Origin of the sequence: Colwellia psychrerythraea (assembly GCF_000764185.1) — a bacterium.
Lineage (GTDB): Bacteria > Pseudomonadota > Gammaproteobacteria > Enterobacterales > Alteromonadaceae > Colwellia > Colwellia psychrerythraea_B.
Genome location: NZ_JQEC01000027.1, coordinates 1 through 18,750 on the forward strand (window position 1 = coordinate 1; position 18,750 = coordinate 18,750).

Here is an 18,750-nt window from a genome sequence, read left to right on the forward strand (position 1 = left end):
TGATCTTCCCCCGATAAAACGGACACATTTTTTTTCACGCTGCCAGGGCTTCATATTCTATTGGCGAACAATAATTTATCCCTGAATGCAGCCTCGAAACATTGTAGTATTTGTTAATGTAACTTCCAAGTGTTCCGCGCAGTTCTTTATCACTATTAAATACATTACCGCGAATAACTTCGGTCTTCATTGAATGGAAAAATGACTCCATATGCGCATTATCAGTACATTTACCCGCTCGGCTTAAGCTATGTGTAATACCTGCTCGTTTTAAAGCCGTTTGAAAAACATTACCTCGATATTCCACACCTCGGTCTGTATGCAGCATTAAACCACCTTGAGGTCTTCGGTTCTTTATTGCATTTTTTAGTGTTCGTTTGGTGACTTCCATCGTTCTCTTTTTATCTAAACTCCAGCTAATAATACGCCGTGAATATAAATCCATTATTACCGATAAATAACGCCATATACCTTTCACTTTCAAATACGTGACATCTGCTACCCATACTTTATTTTTAACCAATGGCACTTCACCATCAGGTCGTAAGTTTTTACCTGTCGTAAGGAAGCGCTTATAAAACGCAGAGCGTGTCGTCACGCGCATCACTCGAGCGACCAAGCCAAGTGCACGATACAAGCGTTCAACACGTTTTTTACCTATGCTGTATCCTTGCTTTTGCAAGGCTTTAAATATGCGGGGACTACCATAGCGTCCTTTATTCTCAGTGAATATTTGCTGAATTTTCTTTTTAAGTTCAACATCCTCTATCGCTCTAGCACTTGGTTGACGTTCACACCAATCGTAATAGCCACTTTTAGAAACATCAAAAAACTTCAGTAATCTCGTTACCTTTATGTCGGCTCTGAGTTTTTCGATGAATCGATATCGGCTTGATGTTCCTCGGCAAGAAACCGTTGCCACTTTTTTAGGATATACAGCTCCTCCTTGAGCTGTTTATTTTCACGTTCTAGTTGTTGTTCTTTGGTAAGTACTTTTTTGGCTTTTGATTGGCCAGCCACTTTTTTTCGTTTATCAGCCACAATGATCCCTTCACGATATTCTTTTCGCCATCGTGACAGCATAAACGGGTGTATGTCGAGTTTTTCAGCGACTGATTTTATTGTGACGCCAACAACATAACTTAATTGAATAGCGTTGACTTTGAAGTCATTTGAATACTTCCAAGTTCGTCTTGGATTGTTGTACTTAGGCATAAGACACCTCATCTTTAGTTAGATTTTGGTGTCCGTTTTATCGGGGGAAGATCAGTGTCCCGCTTGAACAGCTTGTTATGCGTTTTTTACTACAAGCTCAAAGTTTGTTGTTTCGTTTTTATCTGGTTCTTCAAAATACTTAGTAACTTGATAAAACATTTCTTCGTTATCGAATGCTGCTCTTGATGGTTGTTCAATGCTTCTTTGTACTATTTGTTTTATGCACAATGCATTGTTGACTTTTAAGTAAATAAGCAGCGATTCTGATTTTGCTTCTATGGATAAATGATTAAACCATTCCCGCTGTTTTTTTGTATTAGCGGGGAAATCCATAACTACACTTGTGCCTGTTCTTAATATGTTTTGAACATGATTCTTTATCAGAGGTCTTAGCTGAGCAGAATATTTAATATAATCATCAAAAGATGTGATTTGATTAGGATAAAGCTTAGATAACCATTCATCTTCGGAAATGAGTACAGCATTACGTTCAGCTGCAACTTTTTTAGATTCAGTTGATTTTCCTGCGCCCATTTTTCCGCAAAAATATATCAACGTACTTCGATGTAACATGAATCCTCCTTGACGCATAACGCCTCGTTAAGAGGCAAATAATATGTTGGCTAAAATAAGCGACGCAGGAGCAAAAAGCCAACTGTTATTTGTCCTGCTTGAACGACTTGTTAACTGTACTTACCACCAATCAGTTGTTTTATGTTTAAATTCAAACATTTTTATTTCAGGATCTCCTTCATACTGTCGGACCCAATCATCAGTCATTTTCCACCCTGAACTTGTTTGTCTCATCGGGTGTAGACTTAATAAGTGTTGCATTGATGTAATAAACACTTTTATCGTATCTAGTTCATCTATAACGATCGCAAAATACGGAACACAACCAAAAGCATTACAGGCAGCTTCTACTTTAGGGAAATGATCATTTCCAATTCTCAAATACTGCTTTTCTTTCCCCGTATTTCTTGAACGAGCTTTAACAGATATTCCCATCAATTCGTTATTTTTTGGGTTTCTAGCAATGATGTCTATTCCAGTATGATCAACAATAGTACTTTCAAATCCGTATTTAGATAACCAGTAAAGTACAAGATTTTCTGTAAAGTCGCCTGTTATTTTTGAATGCCTAGAACTTTTAGTAATTTCCATAATCGCCTGTACAGTTAACGCCTCGCTAACGGGCGCAAAATTGTTGGCTAAAATTAGCGAAGAATGAGCGCAAGCCAACTGTTTTGTGTCCACTTTGAGCGACTTGTTATGTTTTGTCTGGCTCACTAATTGATATTATCTCTATTGTACCCGAAGAATTGTAAGTGACGTGAATCTTGAGTTTACCGTACGCCCACCTCTCGGAAATTAAAACTTCATCTTCACCATGCCGCTTCCATTCGGGAATGCCGAGTTTATTATTTAAAGATTCATAATTATCTTCAAACTTAATACTTTTAGGTAATCCATCGATAAACTGCTCATATCCGTCAAGTCCATCAGAGTAAAAGAATACGCCACTAAGAAATAGCTCACCAGCTCCGATAGGTTGTTGCTCGTTACCTAGGAACATTGATTCATCAGAAAATATTACACTGTATCCTTGTTCAGGCGATTCTATATAGGTTCTATAGTCACCTTCCTCTAAGACGGGAAGTTGATGACCTTCGACAGTTAGCCAATTATTGATAGCCTCATCTGAAACAGGCTTTCCAATTAGTTTTGTTATATCTGTAGATTGCAAAGCCAAACTCCATTTGAAAAACATAACGCCTCATTAAGAGGCAAAAAATAGTTGGTTAAAATAAGCGACGCAGGAGCAAAAACCAACTGTTTTTTTGTCCTTTTAAATGACTTGTTATATGTGTATTAGCTACTCTTTAAAATTGATCATTGTAAACGCTTTTCAATCCATGTGAAAAAATCGTTTTCTACAGGCACATAACCATTATCATTATGAACATCATCACCCCAGATTTGACCGCGTGCTGGCCCTGTTATTACAAGTCGGGCATATGTACCGCAGCCTCCAGATGAGATAGGAAGTGTTCCTGCACTTACGTAACGATATTGTACAATATAGTCTTCATATGAAATTTCTTTTCTATCTACTTGATCCGATAGGTTTTCCCAATAAGGGTCTTCAGCTGGATTGTAAGGTTTCACATGCGGAAACTCAGTTGAAAAAATATCATTTGGGAGACCTTTACCAAGCCTATTAGTTACCTCGATACTTTCTTTCAAAGTTAATAAACCGTATAAAGGGCCAACACCACCGTTACTAACTCTTTGAATATATTCTCTATACTCATCAGGTAGAGTAACTCCAAAACGTTGTTCAAAACTTATTAATTCTTCAGAACTTATTATTGAATTCACTTTCTTTTTTTGCTGCTTCCTAGCAATAGTATGTAAATCAGGTATTTTTTCTAATCTAGTTTTAGGTCTAAATAATTTTTTAATTATATTTTCAACTACGTTCATTTTTAAACCTAATTTGATGAATACAAACTCTGCCAATGACTACACATATAACGCCCCATTAAGAGGCTTTTAATTGTTGGCTAAAATGTGAAGCGAAGCGGAACCTAGCCAACTGTTAAAAGTCCTGCTTGAATGGCTTGTTATATTGCACTACTCACTAGCCTTGAAGCAATACTTTCAGTATCTCCGAACGAATAATTTCGCCACTTAGTGTGGTTAAATAAGTGAACGCCGGACTTTGAAACCAAGTGAACTCCTTGAACTATAACTGCGTGAAACCCTGTACGATCTATTTCTAATTGGGACTCTTTTAAATCAGGGAGTTCATCGCAAATAAATACAATGTAAGCACCAATTTCTTTAAAGAGCCACATAGCTGAAGTTTGCTGCCTAATTGATTTACGAGCGTTTGCGATTTGAGTTTTAATATCTAGGTTTGAATCAAAACCTTTAACAGCTAAAACGTATCTGGCTAATTTAACCTTTTTAAACAGACATAAACTCAAATCAGTATTTAGTGAAAGTGATTGGGAGTATATCTCAGGATAAAAAGAGTTTTCGATATTATTGACGAAATTCACCTAACCTCCTTGTGCAATATAACAGCTTACTATGGATACGTCTTAGTAATGTCCGTACCATAAATATTAAATAATTTATATTAATATCCTATGGTATCAATATATTAGAAGCAGTAAACGATAATTTTTTTATAAATGGTTGGGTGTTACTAAGAGGTATCAGTAATAAGCTAACGAAAAAATAGGTTTATCTTCATAATTTCAAGTAGTTATAAAATAATCATACTGGTTGAGTTGTGTTACTAAGACGTCTCAGCAACATCAGATGAATAATTCATTAGAAAATATATGGCAAAATATTTATTTCTAATGTCGCCTTAGCGCACCAAGAAGTCGTTAGCGGAGAACTATTTATAAGCTAAGACTCACTGTGTACCCTATAGCTGACATAAATTATTATCGCATTAAGGTAGCTTTGCATTTACCATTTTAACTCAAGGCTTGAAGCAGCCCTTGCTTACGAGTCAAAATATCCCCTGATAACTATCACTTAGTTACGAATACTGACATAACTGAAAATCAGCATAAAAATTTGCTAATTAGTAAAATCACGTTCACTCTGGTTCGATTATTCATAATGATTAAAATAAAAAGCATGGGTTATCAAACTACACTGCAAAACTTTATCGCCAATAGTGGTAAATACCAACAACAACCTTTCCTACATCAACCCGTTGACGGTCAATGGCATGTATTCTCTTTTACTGATGTCGAACAACAAGCACGAACTATAGCGGCAGGTTTACTTGCTCAAGGTTATCAGCAAGGCGATCGAATAGGCATACTATCCAAAAATTGTGCGCAATGGTTTATCGCTGATTTGGCAATAATGATGGCAGGACTGGTAAGTGTTCCTATTTATGCAACCGCAGGTGAAAACACGATTAGCTATGTGATTGAGCATAGCCAAATGAAGGCTATATTTGTTGGTAAGCTAGACTCGTTAGACGCAGCAATGGCAAGTATTCCCACTTCGGTATTGAGTATTTCTTTTCCATATCCAACGGTTACTTGTTCGCACACCTGGCAAGCGTGGCTGACTGATTATCAACCCTTAGCAACTATTCATCAGCCTAAACTTAATGATTGTATGTCGATTATTTATACCTCAGGTACTACGGGAAACCCGAAAGGGGCTGTGATCAGTCACTTAAATTTAGCATCGGCAGCTCAATGTACCGCCAATACCAATAAAACCACCCGTAAAGATAAAATTTTGTCTTATTTACCACTAGCTCATATAACTGAGCGTTCTGTCGTTGAAAGTGTTGCTTACTATTCAGGATGCCAAATTTACTTTGTTGAAAATTTAGCAAGTTTTATCGATGACTTGCGCTATGCATCGCCAACTCTTTTTATGTCTGTTCCACGTTTATGGGCAAAATTTCAAGCACAAGTTTTACAACAAATACCAGAAAAGAAATTAAACTTCTTATTAAAATTGCCCTTTATTGGCAGTATTATCGCGAAAAAAATCCGCACTAAACTTGGCCTCAATAGTGCCACAGTTTTTGCCTCGGGTTCGGCCCCCATTTCACTATCACTATTGCAATGGTTTCAAAAGATTGGCGTTAAAATTGGTGAAGGTTGGGGCATGACTGAAACCTCTGGTTTATCATGCGGAAATTTTCCATTTAACGCTGATTCCTTAGGAACCATAGGTCGACCTATTGCTTGTGTTGAAATGAAATTGTCAGAGCAACAAGAAGTAATGATCCGCGGTGATGCTGTATTTGAAGAGTATTATTTAAATGCCGATTTAACTGAAGTCGCATTTACGGATGGTTGGTTCCATACTGGCGATAAAGGGGAATTAACTATCGATGGTGCTTATAAAATTATTGGTCGAATTAAAGAGGAATTTAAAACCTCAAAGGGTAAGTATGTGGCGCCAGGTCCAATCGAGCAAATGTTATGTCGTAATAGCGATATTGAGCAAGTATGTGTGATGGGCCTAGGCATGAAACAACCTATAGCTTTAGTTGTATTAGCTGAAGGGAAAGATCGGTTTGATAGCCGTATACGTCAGGATATATTAGCGACTCTTACACAGGTCAATATCGAAGTAGAAAGCCATCAAAAACTTGATTATATCTTTATTTGCGCCGAGTCATGGACATGTGAAAATGAACTATTAACACCAACGCTGAAACTAAAACGCGAGAGTATTGAACAACATTACTTTAAGTTACTGCCTGAGATAGTTGAAGATAAAATTATAGTGCAAAGATAAATATTTAAAGGCTATATTATTTAGTCTAATTCGCATCAGCGGGACAGTTTTAGCATAGCTAAAACTGTCCCGCTGTTACAAACAGAAGTCATAATCTAAGTATTGAGCTAATGTTCGTTTTATCGTACATTGCTGGCGTTAGTGAAACTAGCGCTAACGCCAGCAATGTACGCCAAGTTACAATATTCGTTACATACAATAATAACCAAGCCTCTTATTCTATTGATTAGTCATAGCTTCCTTTAAAAACTCTATTAACCATTTAACTTTTAACGGTACTTTTTCTTTGTATGCATGGACATAATAGATGTTGTGCTTTTTTCCTGTTAATTGCCCTAAAACAGCTTGTATTTTTCCTTCATTAATATGCTGTTTCACAAAAACATCAGGTAACAAAGCTATTCCCAAGCCAAGTGAAACTAGATCTAGAGCAATATTTGCACTATTAACTTCAAACTTTGGTTTTAAAAAAACTTCATACTCTGCACCCTTGTTATCTTTAAAGTAGTGGGTCAGATTCGTTGTTTGCCAACTAGTAGCTATAAAGGGCTGCTCTTTAATATTATCTAAAGTAACCGCTTTTTCCAACGAAGATAAATAGCTAGTTGAGGCAACTAATATTTCTTGGTGCTCACCAATTTTACTGGCTTTTAACTCACTGTCTTGAAGGTCCCCGACACGAACAGCAATATCGATACCTTGTTTAATAATATCTAAATTACCATCATCAACAATAAGCTTGGGTTCAACTTGTGGAAACTGCTTATTAAAGCGTTTAAGTGCGGGTAACACAATGGGTTGAGCTAACGCCTGAGGTACGGTAATGCTCAAACTGCCTGTTGGTTGCTGTTTGATGTTATTAATTTCATCAATTGTTATATCAAGTAAGGTCTTTAACTCATCGCTTCGCTCCAATAATTTGTATCCGACACTCGTTAAGCTCAATGCCCTTGTTGAGCGGATCAATAGCTGCACCCCAAGGTGTTGCTCTAACCGAGTGATATATTGGCTAATGGCTGACTTTGTTAGCTCTAACGTCTCAGCCGCTGCTGTAAAACTACCTTGCTTTACGACTTCCCTAAATACCATTAATAAATGATACAGGTTCTTTTGTTTAATTTTCATAAACAATAAGTTAACAAAACCTATGTTTATTGACAATTTATTTAACTATAAACTTGTCTTTCGGCTCATTTAACGACAAGAAAAAACAATGATGACAATAGATAACACTAAAGCAGAAATATTAACGGCCAGTAAAAAATGGATAGCGGCATTTAACATAGGTGACATTAATTATTGCTCTGAGCAATATCTAGAGCAAGCCGTTATGGATGCCAGACCAATGGGGCAATATAAAGGTCGTACGGAGATTTATGATTTCTGGCAAAACTTTGTCACGAGTACAGGGGCAACTAACCTCATTTACACAGACGTGCATATTGAAGTAATTGATAAGGATAGCGCTAAGTTATCTGCAAAGTGGTCAATGAATGTTGGTAAGGGGTTTATCACTAAAGAATTTTGGGTCAAAAAAGACGGTGTTTGGCGTTTCTCTGAAGATGATTTTACCGTTGAAGAGCAATTTTAAAACTAATAAGGGTGAAGCAATGAGAAAACAGTTATCAGTAGTATTTTGCAGCCTGATAATTACTTTAATAAGTAGTTTACCAATCAATGCACAACCGAATAATTCAATAAAAATAGAGAGTAACGTGATGAAACCAACAAAAGAAACTTATTTATTAGTCCACTCAGCTTGGTTAGGTGGCTGGCAATGGCAAGGGGTTACTGCAGCACTAACAGAAGAAGGTCATCAAGTTATCGCCCCTGACTTACCCGGTCATGGCAGTGATAACACGCCAGCAGCAGAAATCACCATGGATTCCTATGTGAGAACGTTAACGGATATTTTAGACAAACAAGATCGACCCGTTATTCTTGTTGGCCATAGCTTTAATGGTATCACGGTTAGTCGTGCAGCAGAGTTAAGACCAAATAAAGTAAAAGGCGTTGTTTATCTGAGTGCTTTTTTATTACCTGAAGGTGGCTCATTTATTAAGGCAGTACAAGGTGTTGAAGGCTCCACAGCAGTAGATAACTTTTATCTTTCAGAGGATGAATCTTATGCTCTGGTTAAAGAAGATGAAATTCAAAATGCTTTTGCCCATGATATTCCTGAAGAAGCTTTCGCCACAGCCAAGCCTTATATAGTAGCGGAGCCCGCTGCTCCTCTAATGTATGAGCTTGAAATTACAAAACAGAATTTTGGCAAGCTAGCCAAGTATTATATTGAGTGTACTCAAGATAGAGCAATACCCATTGCTGTTCAACGTGCTATGTACACTGGAAAAGTTAAGAAAAGTTATAGTATTGCGAGTAGCCATACTCCTAACTTTTCACAACCCAGAAAGCTAGCATCAATTTTACTTTCAATTTCTGAAGACTTAACAAGCGATAAATAGTTAAAAATGGGTCCATTGGACCCATTTTCATTGATGTTTATTTATTATAAAACCGGATATATACATGAATAAAACCTGGAACCCCAATAGCGTTCACCCGCCTAAAGCTGATTATAATCATTGCGTATTAGTTGAAGCTGGCAGTCAAACGCTACATATTGCCGGCCAATTAGGTATCACCCCCAGTGGTGAATTATTGACTAGTGTCGAAGATCAAGTTGTTCAGGCTTGGAAAAATGTTCAAGCAGTATTAATTGCCAACGATATGAAGCTTAAAGATCTCGTTAGCGTCAGACTTTACCTAACAGACAGAGAAAGCCTAGCTAGTTACGCTAAAGCCAAGCAAAGACTATTTGATATCAGTGGATTGCCAATCACCTTAATTTTTGTTGCGGGTTTATTTGATCCACTCTGGAAGGTTGAGATTGAAGCGCAGGCGGCAAAAAGATAAACCTGTTGGCTAAGGCAATGAGAACTTAGTAATTAACAAACTTAGGGCCATATTTTCCTTACATGTATTGCACTAAGAAGCCACTTGATACTTTGGTTATGGTTAACTAAGTATCAAGTACTTTTAATAATATTTACTGAAAATTAACAGCTGAAGTTATATGACTAATAACTACTTCAGCTGATAAATGGCAAAGCTCAACCCTGATATTTCATCAATTTTTCCAGCTTGGTCTGAACGATACAGCAACTTTGCCTTTGCTTGCTCTGTTAACACATTCAAATTTTTCACATCAGTCGCGGTATTAAACACAACTAATAAATTTTGTGTCTTGCTCGAATTTGTCGCTTTCATTTGACGTGTAATAGCAAAAACCCCCGGTTTATCTTGCGAATAAACAACCGACTGTTCACCAAAACGTAACGCTGGGTACTGCTGATATAGCTGAGAATACTTAGCAAAACTTTGATAAAGCGGATGATTGATATCAAAGTTATCGTCTGCTGTGGTGCTATCCGTTGCTAATAAATCATCATCATTATAACTGCCAACAAGAGACGGCATCATATCTTGGCGTGAAGCTTGATCACCACCATCACCAACAAAACCTTGCTCATCTCCATAATAAATAACCGGAACACCGCGACTAAAGAACATCATCGCATGCGCTAACAAGTTACGTTGAATTTGTGCTTGTTCATTATAGTTATAAGGGCTTTGTTTAAGTGAGTAAGCAAAGCGCCCCATGTCATGATTACCAGTAAAGTTAACTAATTGATTGGCATTGGCATTGCGCATACTTTTAAGGCCAAGGTCTTTATGTTCAGTTTGATAAAAATGATCTTTTGCAAATAATTGCGCCAATACGTCTGTGCCCTGCTGTTCAACCAAGCTTTTTGTCATTGCGCCTTGAAAAGCAAAGTCTAATACGGATGGGATTTTGGCTTCAGTGGTAAAGCGACTTAAATTCTCAGGTTCAAAACTATACACCTCACCAAACATGAAAAAATTATCTATTCCTTGTGTTTTAGCATGCTGCATTAATGCTGGTGAGAATTGTTGCCAAAACTCTATATTGACATGTTTAACGGTATCAATACGAAAGCCATCAGGCTTAAACTCATCAATGATATCTTTGTAAATATCGACCATGCCATGAACAACACTGGCTTTTTGAGTATATAAGTCATCAAGACCAGCGAAGTCACCACGTACTGAGCTTTCACCACGCCAAAATGAATCACCTTGGTTGTGATAGACACCCATGTCATTAAGCCAGTTGGGAAATTTTATTGTTTCATCGCCCGTTGGAATTAATGGCGTGTAATGTTTGCCTATCGCAAGTTGTGCCATTGAAATAAAGGGACAATCATTGCCTTTATTTTTACCACCATCAACAATCCAACCTAAGCCATCTTCGCCGTGACATTCTTTGTACTTGATCACGTCAGCAGTATGGTTGGTAATAATATCGAAAAATACTTTAATATTGCGCTTGTGTGCTTGCTCAATAAAATTTTTCAGCTCTGCGTTACTGCCAAGATGAGGGTCAATTTCAGTAAAATCTAATATCCAATAACCATGATATCCTGAAGTCCCTGCTTGCATCGCACGATTACGCAATACTGGCGTTAACCAAATAGCACTTACGCCCATATTATCAAGGTAAGGTAATTTTTCAGTTAGCCCTGCTAAGTCACCGCCGTGATACATACCTTTATGACTTTTATCAAAACCTCCGTGAGAAACGCTACGTTTTATATCATTGGCTGCAGCACCTAAATCATTGCTGCTATCACCATTATAAAAACGATCCGGTAAAACAAAGTAAAAGACTTCTTCTTGAAAATCACGTTGTTGATAAGGTGCTAACGTTGCTGCTTTTGCAGTTAATTTTTCTGATAGCTTTGGTATTAGCTTAGCTTCGCTTGCCTGGCTTACTCCTGATGTGAAACATGCCAAGCTTATTGCTGCTAGTGCCGTACATTTACTGAAAAAATTCATATAAATTCTCTTTGTGCATTTACCGTAATTACGTTACTGACATTACTGATGCTAAATCATTTAGCTTACTGTTCTAGTCTTCGGCTCTAATTTGCAGTAAAAGCAGCCAAAAGCAGGTAACTGTAATTCGCCATCAACAGTGGTTGCACTTGTTAGCTTATGCCCTGATACCGCAACTAGGCTATCGCTTTGTTGAGTTAGAGAAGATAAAGCCACTGTTTGGCTTTGCTCACTAAAGTTAAAACAGACTAATAACTGCTCACCTTGGTATTGACGGATAAAGGCAAGGTTAGGCTCAGGGATATCAATAAATTTGATATCACCATAACGCAAAGCAGGTTGCTCTTTGCGCCAGCGATTAAAGTGACGGTAGCTATTTAACACTGAATCAATCGCTTCATCTTGAACATCTACTGATTTAGAAAAATGTTCGCTTGCTACTGGTAACCAAGGTTTACCTTCACTAAAACCGGCATTAACAGCGTTTTTCTGCCATGGATGCGGCGTTCTGCAACCATCTCGACCTTTGAACTGTGGCCAAAAGGTTATGCCATAAGGGTCTTGAATATCTTCAAAGGCAATATCTGCTTCTGTTAAACCTAACTCTTCACCTTGATAGCTACAAATACTACCGCGTAATGATGAAATCATCGCAAAAAGCATTTTAGCAAAATCTTTACTGTTAAAGCCGCCCCACCTTGTAACAACACGCGCTACATCGTGATTTGAAATAGACCAGCATGGCCACCCATCTGAAACACGCGATTCAAGCGTCTCTACTACTTGTTTAATATAACTCGCACTGAAGTTATCGGTTAATAAATCAAAGCTATAACCCATATGCAAACGGTGATCGCCTTGGGTATATTCTGCCATGGTTTTTAAGGAGTCTTCTGAAGATATTTCACCTAATGCCACAGTACCTGGATACTGGTCAAGCAGAGTGCGAATATCCTCCATGAAACCGAGGTTTTCATCTTGGGTATTATTAAAGTAATGATACTGATACGCGTATGGATTTTTCTCATCAAAACCTATGCTTGTTCTTAATGCTTTAGGCTTAGCTGGGTTATCACGTAATTGAGCATCATGGTAACAAAAGTTAATAGCATCAAGACGGAAACCATCAACACCACGTTTAAGCCAAAACTCAATATTGTCTAACACGGCTTGACGCACATCTGGGTTATGGAAGTTTAAGTCTGGCTGGCTAGTTAGAAAGTTATGCAGGTAATATTGTTGACGCCTAGGATCCCAAGTCCAGCCTGTTCCACCAAATATAGATAACCAATTGTTCGGTGCAGTGCCATCTTCTTTGGCATCACTCCATACATACCAGTCAGCTTTATCGTTACTTTGATCTTCACGTGAATCAACAAACCATTGATGTTGATCAGAGGTATGACTAAGCACCTGATCAATCATGATTTTAATGCCAAGCGCATGTGCTTTAAGCACAAGTTCATCAAAGTCCGCTAGGGTACCAAAGATAGGATCGATATCACGATAGTCGCTAATATCATAACCAAAGTCTTTCATTGGAGATTTGAAAAAAGGCGAGATCCAAATAGCATCAACGCCTAAGCTAGCAATATAATCTAACTTACTAATGATTCCTGGCAAATCGCCTATACCGTCCTGATTAGCATCATAGAAGCTACGCGGATAAATCTGATAAATTACCGCGCCACGCCACCACATTTGTTCATTCATTTGAAAACCCCAACACTGATACTTGCTCGTTTGCTGACAGCTTTTATCAACAGTCATTATTCAAGCACTTAATAATTCTTTCAAATAAGAATACGCAATTAAAAACTCAGCTGAAAGGCTTTGCATACGTATGTATTGCCTTTGTTAAAAAATACATACGTATGTAATGCTTATTCAATCTTTACTCTGGTTTGCATACGTATTCAAGATGTTGCACAGCTTATACTAAGGTTATTATCAACAGCACTATCGTCTTCACATCAACTTTAAGGGTATTGTTTTGCGTCTATTCACCTTGAAACACTGCACAGCTTACTTATTAACAAGTTTAATAAGCTGCTTACTCATCTCACCCCAATCATTGGCAAGTAATACAAATTATCTAAGTCACAAGTTAAAAGGTAATACGGTTGTTATCACCACGAATTTAGCGACAGTCACTTTAGATGCTTATGGCGAAGGCGCCATAGCAGCACACTATCAACCACTGGATAAAAAACTTCCTGCAAGTCAGCTACCCTCGTTTGCTATCAAGGAACAGGCGATGAATAGCAGCTTTGTTATTACAGAAGATAATAAACAGCTGACACTGACTTCGAACAAACTGAGCGCTGTTATCAACAAAACCCCTTTTTCTATTAGCTACTACCAGAAAGATAACAGCCAAAAAAACAGGTTACTCATCGCCGAACAGCAAGGATTTTTTAGCGGTACTGTAAATGAAGTCAAAGAAATTCCTGCTAGCGAAGGCAGTACTGTAAGCAAAATAATCAAAGAATCGCCGGTGCAAGGTTTTCGCTTTCACTTAAACGACAAGGAAAAACTACTCGGGGGTGGCGAACGTGTATTAGGCATGGACAGGCGCGGCCATAGCTTCCCTCTTTATAATCGTGCGCATTACGGCTATACCACTCACTCCCAGCAAATGAACTTCTCTATACCTGCGGTAATGTCGAGTGAAAAATACATAGTGTTATTCGATAACTCCGCTAAGGGTTATATGGATTTAGCTAAAAAGGAAAAAAACACCCTCGAGTTTTCTGCCGTTGCGGGTCGTATGGCTTATATTGTTTTTTCCGCTGATACTTACCCTAAATTACTCAATAACTATGTTGATGTTACCGGCAAACAGCCTTTACCACCGCGCTGGTCTTTAGGTAATTATGCTTCACGTTTTGGCTATCGCTCAGAAGCAGAAGTTAGAGCAACGGTAAATAAATTTATTGATTTAGACTTCCCTCTTGATGCGCTGATTTTAGATTTATATTGGTTTGGTAAAGATATTAAAGGTCATATGGGCAATTTAGCATGGGATAAAAACGCCTTCCCTGAGCCTGAGAAAATGATCAGTGATATTAAAGATCAAGGCGTAAAAACTATTTTGATCACTGAACCCTTTGTACTGAGCACCTCCAGTAAGTGGCAGGATGCGGTTAAGCAACAAGCATTAGCGACAGATGCACAGGGAAAGGCTAAACAATTTGATTTTTACTTTGGCAATACCGGTTTGGTTGATGTCTTTAGTGGCAAAGGTCAACAATGGTTTAACGATATTTACCAGCAGCTTTACCAACAAGGCGTCACTGGTTGGTGGGGTGATTTAGGTGAGCCAGAAGTTCACCCAAGCGATACCTTACATACCCTCAGCGATGGCAGCGTAGTTAATGCTGACGCTATTCATAATGTTTACGGCCATCAATGGGCCAAAATGGTTTTTGACAATCAACTTAAGATGAGTCCAGACCAGAGACCCTTTATCCTAATGCGCTCAGGTTTTTCTGGTTCACAGCGTTATGGCATGATCCCTTGGACTGGTGATGTTAGTCGTTCGTGGGATGGCTTAAAGCCGCAAGTAGAATTGAGCTTACAGATGAGCTTGCTTGGCATGGCTTATACTCACTCTGATTTAGGCGGTTTTGCTGGTGGCGAGACCTTTGATCAAGAAATGTATATACGCTGGTTACAGTACGGTGTTTTTCAGCCTATTTATCGCCCTCACGCTCAAGATAACATTGCTCCTGAAGTTGTTTTTCATGACAAACAAACCCAAGACATTCTTCGAAAATTCATCAAACTAAGATATAAACTACTGCCATATAATTACAGCTTAGCTTATCAAAATAGCCTTACGGGTATGCCATTAATGCGCCCGCTTTTCTTTGAGCAAGAATTTAAGCAAGAAAGCGACTCAGCTTCATTTGATAACGTTAGTAGTTACCTTTGGGGAGATGCATTTTTAGTAACGCCTGTAGTATCAGCTAATGTCAGCTCTGTAGATGTTAACTTACCTGCCGGTGTTTGGTTTGACTATTTCACCAGTGACAATAAACCCGCTAAAAAGTATCAGGGCAATCAAACGATAAACTTAGCAACACGCTTAGAAACGCTACCCGTACTTGTACGCGGCGGTGCATTCATTCCTATGATTGATGATATTCAGTCTACCCAAGATTATGACCCCTGCAAATTAACCGTACATTATTATGCTGATAGTTCAGTCTCTTCCGCTGATTATGAAATGTATGAAGATGATGGCGAAACTTATCAAGCTATTGAAAAAGGTTTATTTGAATTATTAAAATTTTCAGCTAAGCAGCAAAAAAAGCAATTAACCATAAATATTAATCGTACCGGCAAGGGTTATAACGGTATGCCACAAGCGCGCATCATGACCTTGGTTATTCATAATATAGCGCAACCCCCCAATAAAATTAGCTTGAACAATAAAGTGATAAATAATGCTATGTGGCAAAACAAAAGCAATACCTTAACGGTCACTTTTACTTGGCAACATCAACCTCTAACCTTAACGATACAATAAGTAATGAATACAAACTTACCTAGCTCACCAACAAAAACGATTAACCTCATAGCCGATATAGGTGGCACTAATATTAGGTTAGCACAAGCAACGACAAGCTCTGAAGCTGAACATGCTGATATTGATACTACGGGCATAGATATCAGTGATATTGAAACTTACCAATGCAAAGACTTCACTAGCTTAGCTGAAGTGGTTGCCCATTACCTTGAAGCTAAAAAACTTGATAAGTTTACAATTAACGCTTGTTTTGCCATTGCCTGTCCAGTAGATAAAGACTTAATTAGCATGACCAACTTACCTTGGCAGTTTTCCCAGAAAGATCTCAAACAGGCATTAAAACTTAATTCGTTAAGCTTTATTAATGACTACACAGCGATAGCTATGGCAATTCCACTTTTATCAGATAATCAAAAAGTAAAAATTGGTGGCGGTGTATGTGTTGCTGGTAAACCAATTTCAGTCTGTGGTCCGGGAACAGGCTTAGGGGTAGCTAATTTAGTCCCACTAACTGTTTCAGGTAAGAGCCAATGGCACTGTATTAGTGGTGAAGGTGGCCATATTGATTTCGCCGCCATTAATGACACTGAGCAGCAAGTGCGAAGCTTCATCCAAGGCATTAAAAAACGTGTTTCATACGAGCAATTACTGTCAGGTTATGGCTTAGAGCAAGTTTATCAAGCGTTATTATTCATTGATGAAGGTAAAGAAATTATCACGGTGAACGATAAGCTTTCAGCTAAAGATATCACCACTAAAGCCCTTACCGGTACTTGTGCGACTTGCGAGAAAACTCTGACACTTTTTTGTAATGTACTAGGTAGCTTCGCTGGTAACCTTGCCTTAATAATGAATAGCCAAGGCGGTGTATATATCGCTGGTGGAATAGTGCCGCGTTTTATAGATTATTTAAAAAATAGCGACTTTAGAGCACGGTTTGAAACAAAAGGTCGCTTGTCATCGATTACTGAGCAAGCCCCTACTTACGTGATAACAGAGCAGCAACCGGGCTTACTTGGCGCTGCCGCTTTTGTACTGCAGAAGCAAAATAACTAGGACTAAGCATATTGCTGAATACGTATGTAACAGCTAGTGGTTGTTGATGAAACTGCGTATATTAAATTCATTGCTGTAGCTTTGTTGGCCATGTGCACATAAAAAGTATTTCAATACACACCTTGTTTATGCCTGATTGGTATTGCACATTATTATTGAGTTTTTCTAAAATAATAATGTGCTTTTTTTTAAAACAAGTAACGCAAAACATAACAATAAGAGTTTTTGATATGAGCAGTAAAGATAATCAGCAAAAACCACGTTTGAGTTTTTGGCAAATTTGGAATGTCAGTTTTGGTTTTCTCGGTGTACAGTTTGGTTTTGCCTTACAAAATGCCAATGCCAGTAGGATACTCTCCGATTTAGGTGCTGACTTACACTCATTATCACTATTTTGGTTAGTTGCCCCTATTATGGGTCTGCTTATTCAACCTATCGTTGGCTCTGCTTCAGATAAGACCTGGAACAAATTAGGTCGTCGTAATCCTTATATTTTAGCCGGTGGTATTGCCGCCGCTATTGGCATGTTATTAATGCCAAATTCAGCAACGTTAGCGAGTTTTATCACACCATTATTTTTTGGCGCTATGATGTTAGCCCTGATGGATGCTTCTTTTAATTTAGCTTTTCAGCCCTTTCGTGCGCTTGTGTCTGACATGGTACCAAGTGAACAACGAACTGTCGGTTATTCTATTCAATCTTTTTTAATTAATATTGGCGCCGTTTTTGGTTCTATTTTACCTTTTGTTTTAACTAATGTTATTGGCTTAGAAAATACTGCAGAGGCTGGCACTGTCGCGCCATCGGTTATTTGGGCGTTTTATATTGGTGCCACAGTTATGTTAGGTTCAGTATTATGGACTGTTTTTAGAACCAAAGAATATACGCCGGGTACTAATGGTTTAGCAATATTAGAAAAGAGTGATACAAATAGCCCACTTAGTGAGAAATTAGCAGGATTTTTTGGTCTAATGAAAACTATGCCAACCACCATGAGACAACTTGCCTTGGTGCAATTTTTCTCTTGGTTTGCGTTATTTATTATGTGGGTATATACCATGCCAGCCATTGCCCAGCATATATGGGGCATTGATGCTAAGTGGTTTGACCCAAGTTATTTAACATCAGTTGGCGCTATACCTGAGCACATTGCTAAAGCAAAAGGTACTGCCGGTGATTGGGTGGGTATTATCTTTGCTGCTTATTCTTTGTTTGCCGCTATCGCTTCCATTTTTATGGCAAAAGTTGCTAATACCATTGGCCGTAAATTAACTTATTCGTTATCACTACTCGCTGGTGGCATTGGTTATATCAGTATTATGTTTATCCAAAGCACAGAGCCAACATTAGTTAATTTAGCCATTACTGAAATTACAGTACCACAAGGTGCGGTATCACTATTTTTGCCAATGATCGGTGTTGGCATGGCTTGGGCTGCAATATTGGCAATGCCTTATGCTATTTTAGCTGGCTCACTGCCAGTAAAACAAACCGGTGTTTATATGGGTATATTTAACTTCACCATTGCCGCGCCACAAATAGTGTCAGGTATTTTTGCCGGTTGGATTTTAACTGCGGTGTTCGACAATCAAGCCATCTATATCATTATGCTAGCCGGTGGTTCAATGATTTTAGCGGCACTATCGGTTTACTTTGTTAAAGATGGTGTTGAAGAAAAAACTGAAAATCATCATTCAGAAGTTACCGCTTAATACCTGTACCAC

The 18,750-nt window shown here is 38.2% G+C and carries 16 protein-coding genes; 7 read left to right on the forward strand and 9 right to left on the reverse strand.

The features are described from left to right. Window positions 1-34: 34 nt before the first annotated feature. From GAB14E_RS11970 to GAB14E_RS11945, 6 genes are all read right to left on the reverse strand, one after another. A protein-coding gene (locus GAB14E_RS11970) for an IS3 family transposase (RefSeq protein WP_156115705.1) occupies window positions 35-1,215 on the reverse strand; the annotation gives its coding sequence in 2 pieces (ribosomal slippage) (window positions 35-930 and window positions 930-1,215; 1,182 coding nt in all). 75 nt (window positions 1,216-1,290) lie between these two features. Beyond that, window positions 1,291-1,788, reverse strand: coding sequence for a P-loop nucleotide/nucleoside kinase family protein (locus GAB14E_RS11960; protein ID WP_033082305.1), 498 nt, complete (start codon window positions 1,786-1,788; stop codon window positions 1,291-1,293). 120 nt (window positions 1,789-1,908) lie between these two features. Beyond that, on the reverse strand, window positions 1,909-2,472 hold the full coding sequence (locus GAB14E_RS0122975; RefSeq protein WP_156115724.1) for a hypothetical protein: 564 nt from the start codon (window positions 2,470-2,472) through the stop codon (window positions 1,909-1,911). 13 nt (window positions 2,473-2,485) lie between these two features. Then, window positions 2,486-2,962 carry a hypothetical protein gene (locus GAB14E_RS11955; RefSeq protein ID WP_156115725.1) on the reverse strand — a complete coding sequence of 159 codons (477 nt, stop codon included), beginning with the start codon at window positions 2,960-2,962 and terminating at the stop codon, window positions 2,486-2,488. Between the two features lie 146 nt (window positions 2,963-3,108). Continuing rightward, window positions 3,109-3,702: an SMI1/KNR4 family protein gene (locus GAB14E_RS11950; RefSeq protein ID WP_033082308.1), complete on the reverse strand. Its 594-nt coding sequence runs from the start codon at window positions 3,700-3,702 to the stop codon at window positions 3,109-3,111. 140 nt (window positions 3,703-3,842) lie between these two features. After that, window positions 3,843-4,283 carry a hypothetical protein gene (locus tag GAB14E_RS11945; RefSeq protein ID WP_033082309.1) on the reverse strand — a complete coding sequence of 147 codons (441 nt, stop codon included), beginning with the start codon at window positions 4,281-4,283 and terminating at the stop codon, window positions 3,843-3,845. Window positions 4,284-4,860: 577 nt separating this feature from the next. On the opposite strand from GAB14E_RS11945, the gene GAB14E_RS11940 reads away from it, so the two are divergent. Further along, on the forward strand, window positions 4,861-6,516 hold the full coding sequence (locus tag GAB14E_RS11940) for an AMP-binding protein (protein ID WP_231562033.1): 1,656 nt from the start codon (window positions 4,861-4,863) through the stop codon (window positions 6,514-6,516). Between the two features lie 219 nt (window positions 6,517-6,735). On the opposite strand, the gene GAB14E_RS11935 is transcribed toward GAB14E_RS11940, so the two are convergent. Beyond that, window positions 6,736-7,641: a LysR family transcriptional regulator gene (locus GAB14E_RS11935; protein WP_033082310.1), complete on the reverse strand. Its 906-nt coding sequence runs from the start codon at window positions 7,639-7,641 to the stop codon at window positions 6,736-6,738. Between the two features lie 88 nt (window positions 7,642-7,729). Here GAB14E_RS11935 and GAB14E_RS11930 point away from each other — a divergent pair, with 88 nt between their 5' ends. The 3 genes from GAB14E_RS11930 (at window position 7,730) to GAB14E_RS11920 (ending at window position 9,432) form a co-directional block, all read left to right on the forward strand. Then, on the forward strand, window positions 7,730-8,107 hold the full coding sequence (locus GAB14E_RS11930) for a nuclear transport factor 2 family protein (RefSeq protein ID WP_033082311.1): 378 nt from the start codon (window positions 7,730-7,732) through the stop codon (window positions 8,105-8,107). Between the two features lie 19 nt (window positions 8,108-8,126). Beyond that, window positions 8,127-8,981, forward strand: a complete 855-nt coding sequence (locus GAB14E_RS11925) for an alpha/beta hydrolase (protein ID WP_197061198.1) — start codon at window positions 8,127-8,129, stop codon at window positions 8,979-8,981. Window positions 8,982-9,045: 64 nt separating this feature from the next. Further along, window positions 9,046-9,432, forward strand: coding sequence for a RidA family protein (locus GAB14E_RS11920; protein ID WP_033082312.1), 387 nt, complete (start codon window positions 9,046-9,048; stop codon window positions 9,430-9,432). Window positions 9,433-9,603: 171 nt separating this feature from the next. On the opposite strand, the gene GAB14E_RS11915 is transcribed toward GAB14E_RS11920, so the two are convergent. Next, complete coding sequence (locus GAB14E_RS11915) at window positions 9,604-11,436, reverse strand: alpha-amylase family glycosyl hydrolase (RefSeq protein ID WP_033082313.1); 1,833 nt, start codon at window positions 11,434-11,436, stop codon at window positions 9,604-9,606. 60 nt (window positions 11,437-11,496) lie between these two features. Beyond that, window positions 11,497-13,149 (reverse strand): alpha-glucosidase family protein, encoded by a 1,653-nt coding sequence (locus GAB14E_RS11910; protein WP_033082350.1) that lies wholly within the window; start codon window positions 13,147-13,149, stop codon window positions 11,497-11,499. A 280-nt stretch (window positions 13,150-13,429) separates the two neighbouring features. Here GAB14E_RS11910 and GAB14E_RS11905 point away from each other — a divergent pair, with 280 nt between their 5' ends. The 3 genes from GAB14E_RS11905 (at window position 13,430) to GAB14E_RS11895 (ending at window position 18,738) form a co-directional block, all read left to right on the forward strand. Then, complete coding sequence (locus GAB14E_RS11905) at window positions 13,430-15,970, forward strand: glycoside hydrolase family 31 protein (RefSeq protein WP_033082314.1); 2,541 nt, start codon at window positions 13,430-13,432, stop codon at window positions 15,968-15,970. Window positions 15,971-15,973: 3 nt separating this feature from the next. Further along, window positions 15,974-17,026 carry a glucokinase gene (locus GAB14E_RS11900; protein WP_033082315.1) on the forward strand — a complete coding sequence of 351 codons (1,053 nt, stop codon included), beginning with the start codon at window positions 15,974-15,976 and terminating at the stop codon, window positions 17,024-17,026. A 230-nt stretch (window positions 17,027-17,256) separates the two neighbouring features. Continuing rightward, on the forward strand, window positions 17,257-18,738 hold the full coding sequence (locus GAB14E_RS11895) for an MFS transporter (protein WP_033082316.1): 1,482 nt from the start codon (window positions 17,257-17,259) through the stop codon (window positions 18,736-18,738). Window positions 18,739-18,750: the final 12 nt, after the last annotated feature.

Bases quoted from the DNA above. Each gene is read 5' to 3' on its own strand.
- GAB14E_RS11960 (WP_033082305.1), bottom strand. From the start codon at position 1,788: ATGTTACATCGAAGTACGTTGATATATTTTTGCGGAAAAATGGGCGCA.
- GAB14E_RS11950 (WP_033082308.1), bottom strand. From the start codon at position 3,702: ATGAACGTAGTTGAAAATATAATTAAAAAATTATTTAGACCTAAAACT.
- GAB14E_RS11940 (WP_231562033.1), top strand. From the start codon at position 4,861: ATGATTAAAATAAAAAGCATGGGTTATCAAACTACACTGCAAAACTTT.
- GAB14E_RS11935 (WP_033082310.1), bottom strand. From the start codon at position 7,641: ATGAAAATTAAACAAAAGAACCTGTATCATTTATTAATGGTATTTAGG.
- GAB14E_RS11930 (WP_033082311.1), top strand. From the start codon at position 7,730: ATGATGACAATAGATAACACTAAAGCAGAAATATTAACGGCCAGTAAA.
- GAB14E_RS11925 (WP_197061198.1), top strand. From the start codon at position 8,127: ATGAGAAAACAGTTATCAGTAGTATTTTGCAGCCTGATAATTACTTTA.
- GAB14E_RS11920 (WP_033082312.1), top strand. From the start codon at position 9,046: ATGAATAAAACCTGGAACCCCAATAGCGTTCACCCGCCTAAAGCTGAT.
- GAB14E_RS11915 (WP_033082313.1), bottom strand. From the start codon at position 11,436: ATGAATTTTTTCAGTAAATGTACGGCACTAGCAGCAATAAGCTTGGCA.
- GAB14E_RS11910 (WP_033082350.1), bottom strand. From the start codon at position 13,149: ATGAATGAACAAATGTGGTGGCGTGGCGCGGTAATTTATCAGATTTAT.
- GAB14E_RS11900 (WP_033082315.1), top strand. From the start codon at position 15,974: ATGAATACAAACTTACCTAGCTCACCAACAAAAACGATTAACCTCATA.
- GAB14E_RS11895 (WP_033082316.1), top strand. From the start codon at position 17,257: ATGAGCAGTAAAGATAATCAGCAAAAACCACGTTTGAGTTTTTGGCAA.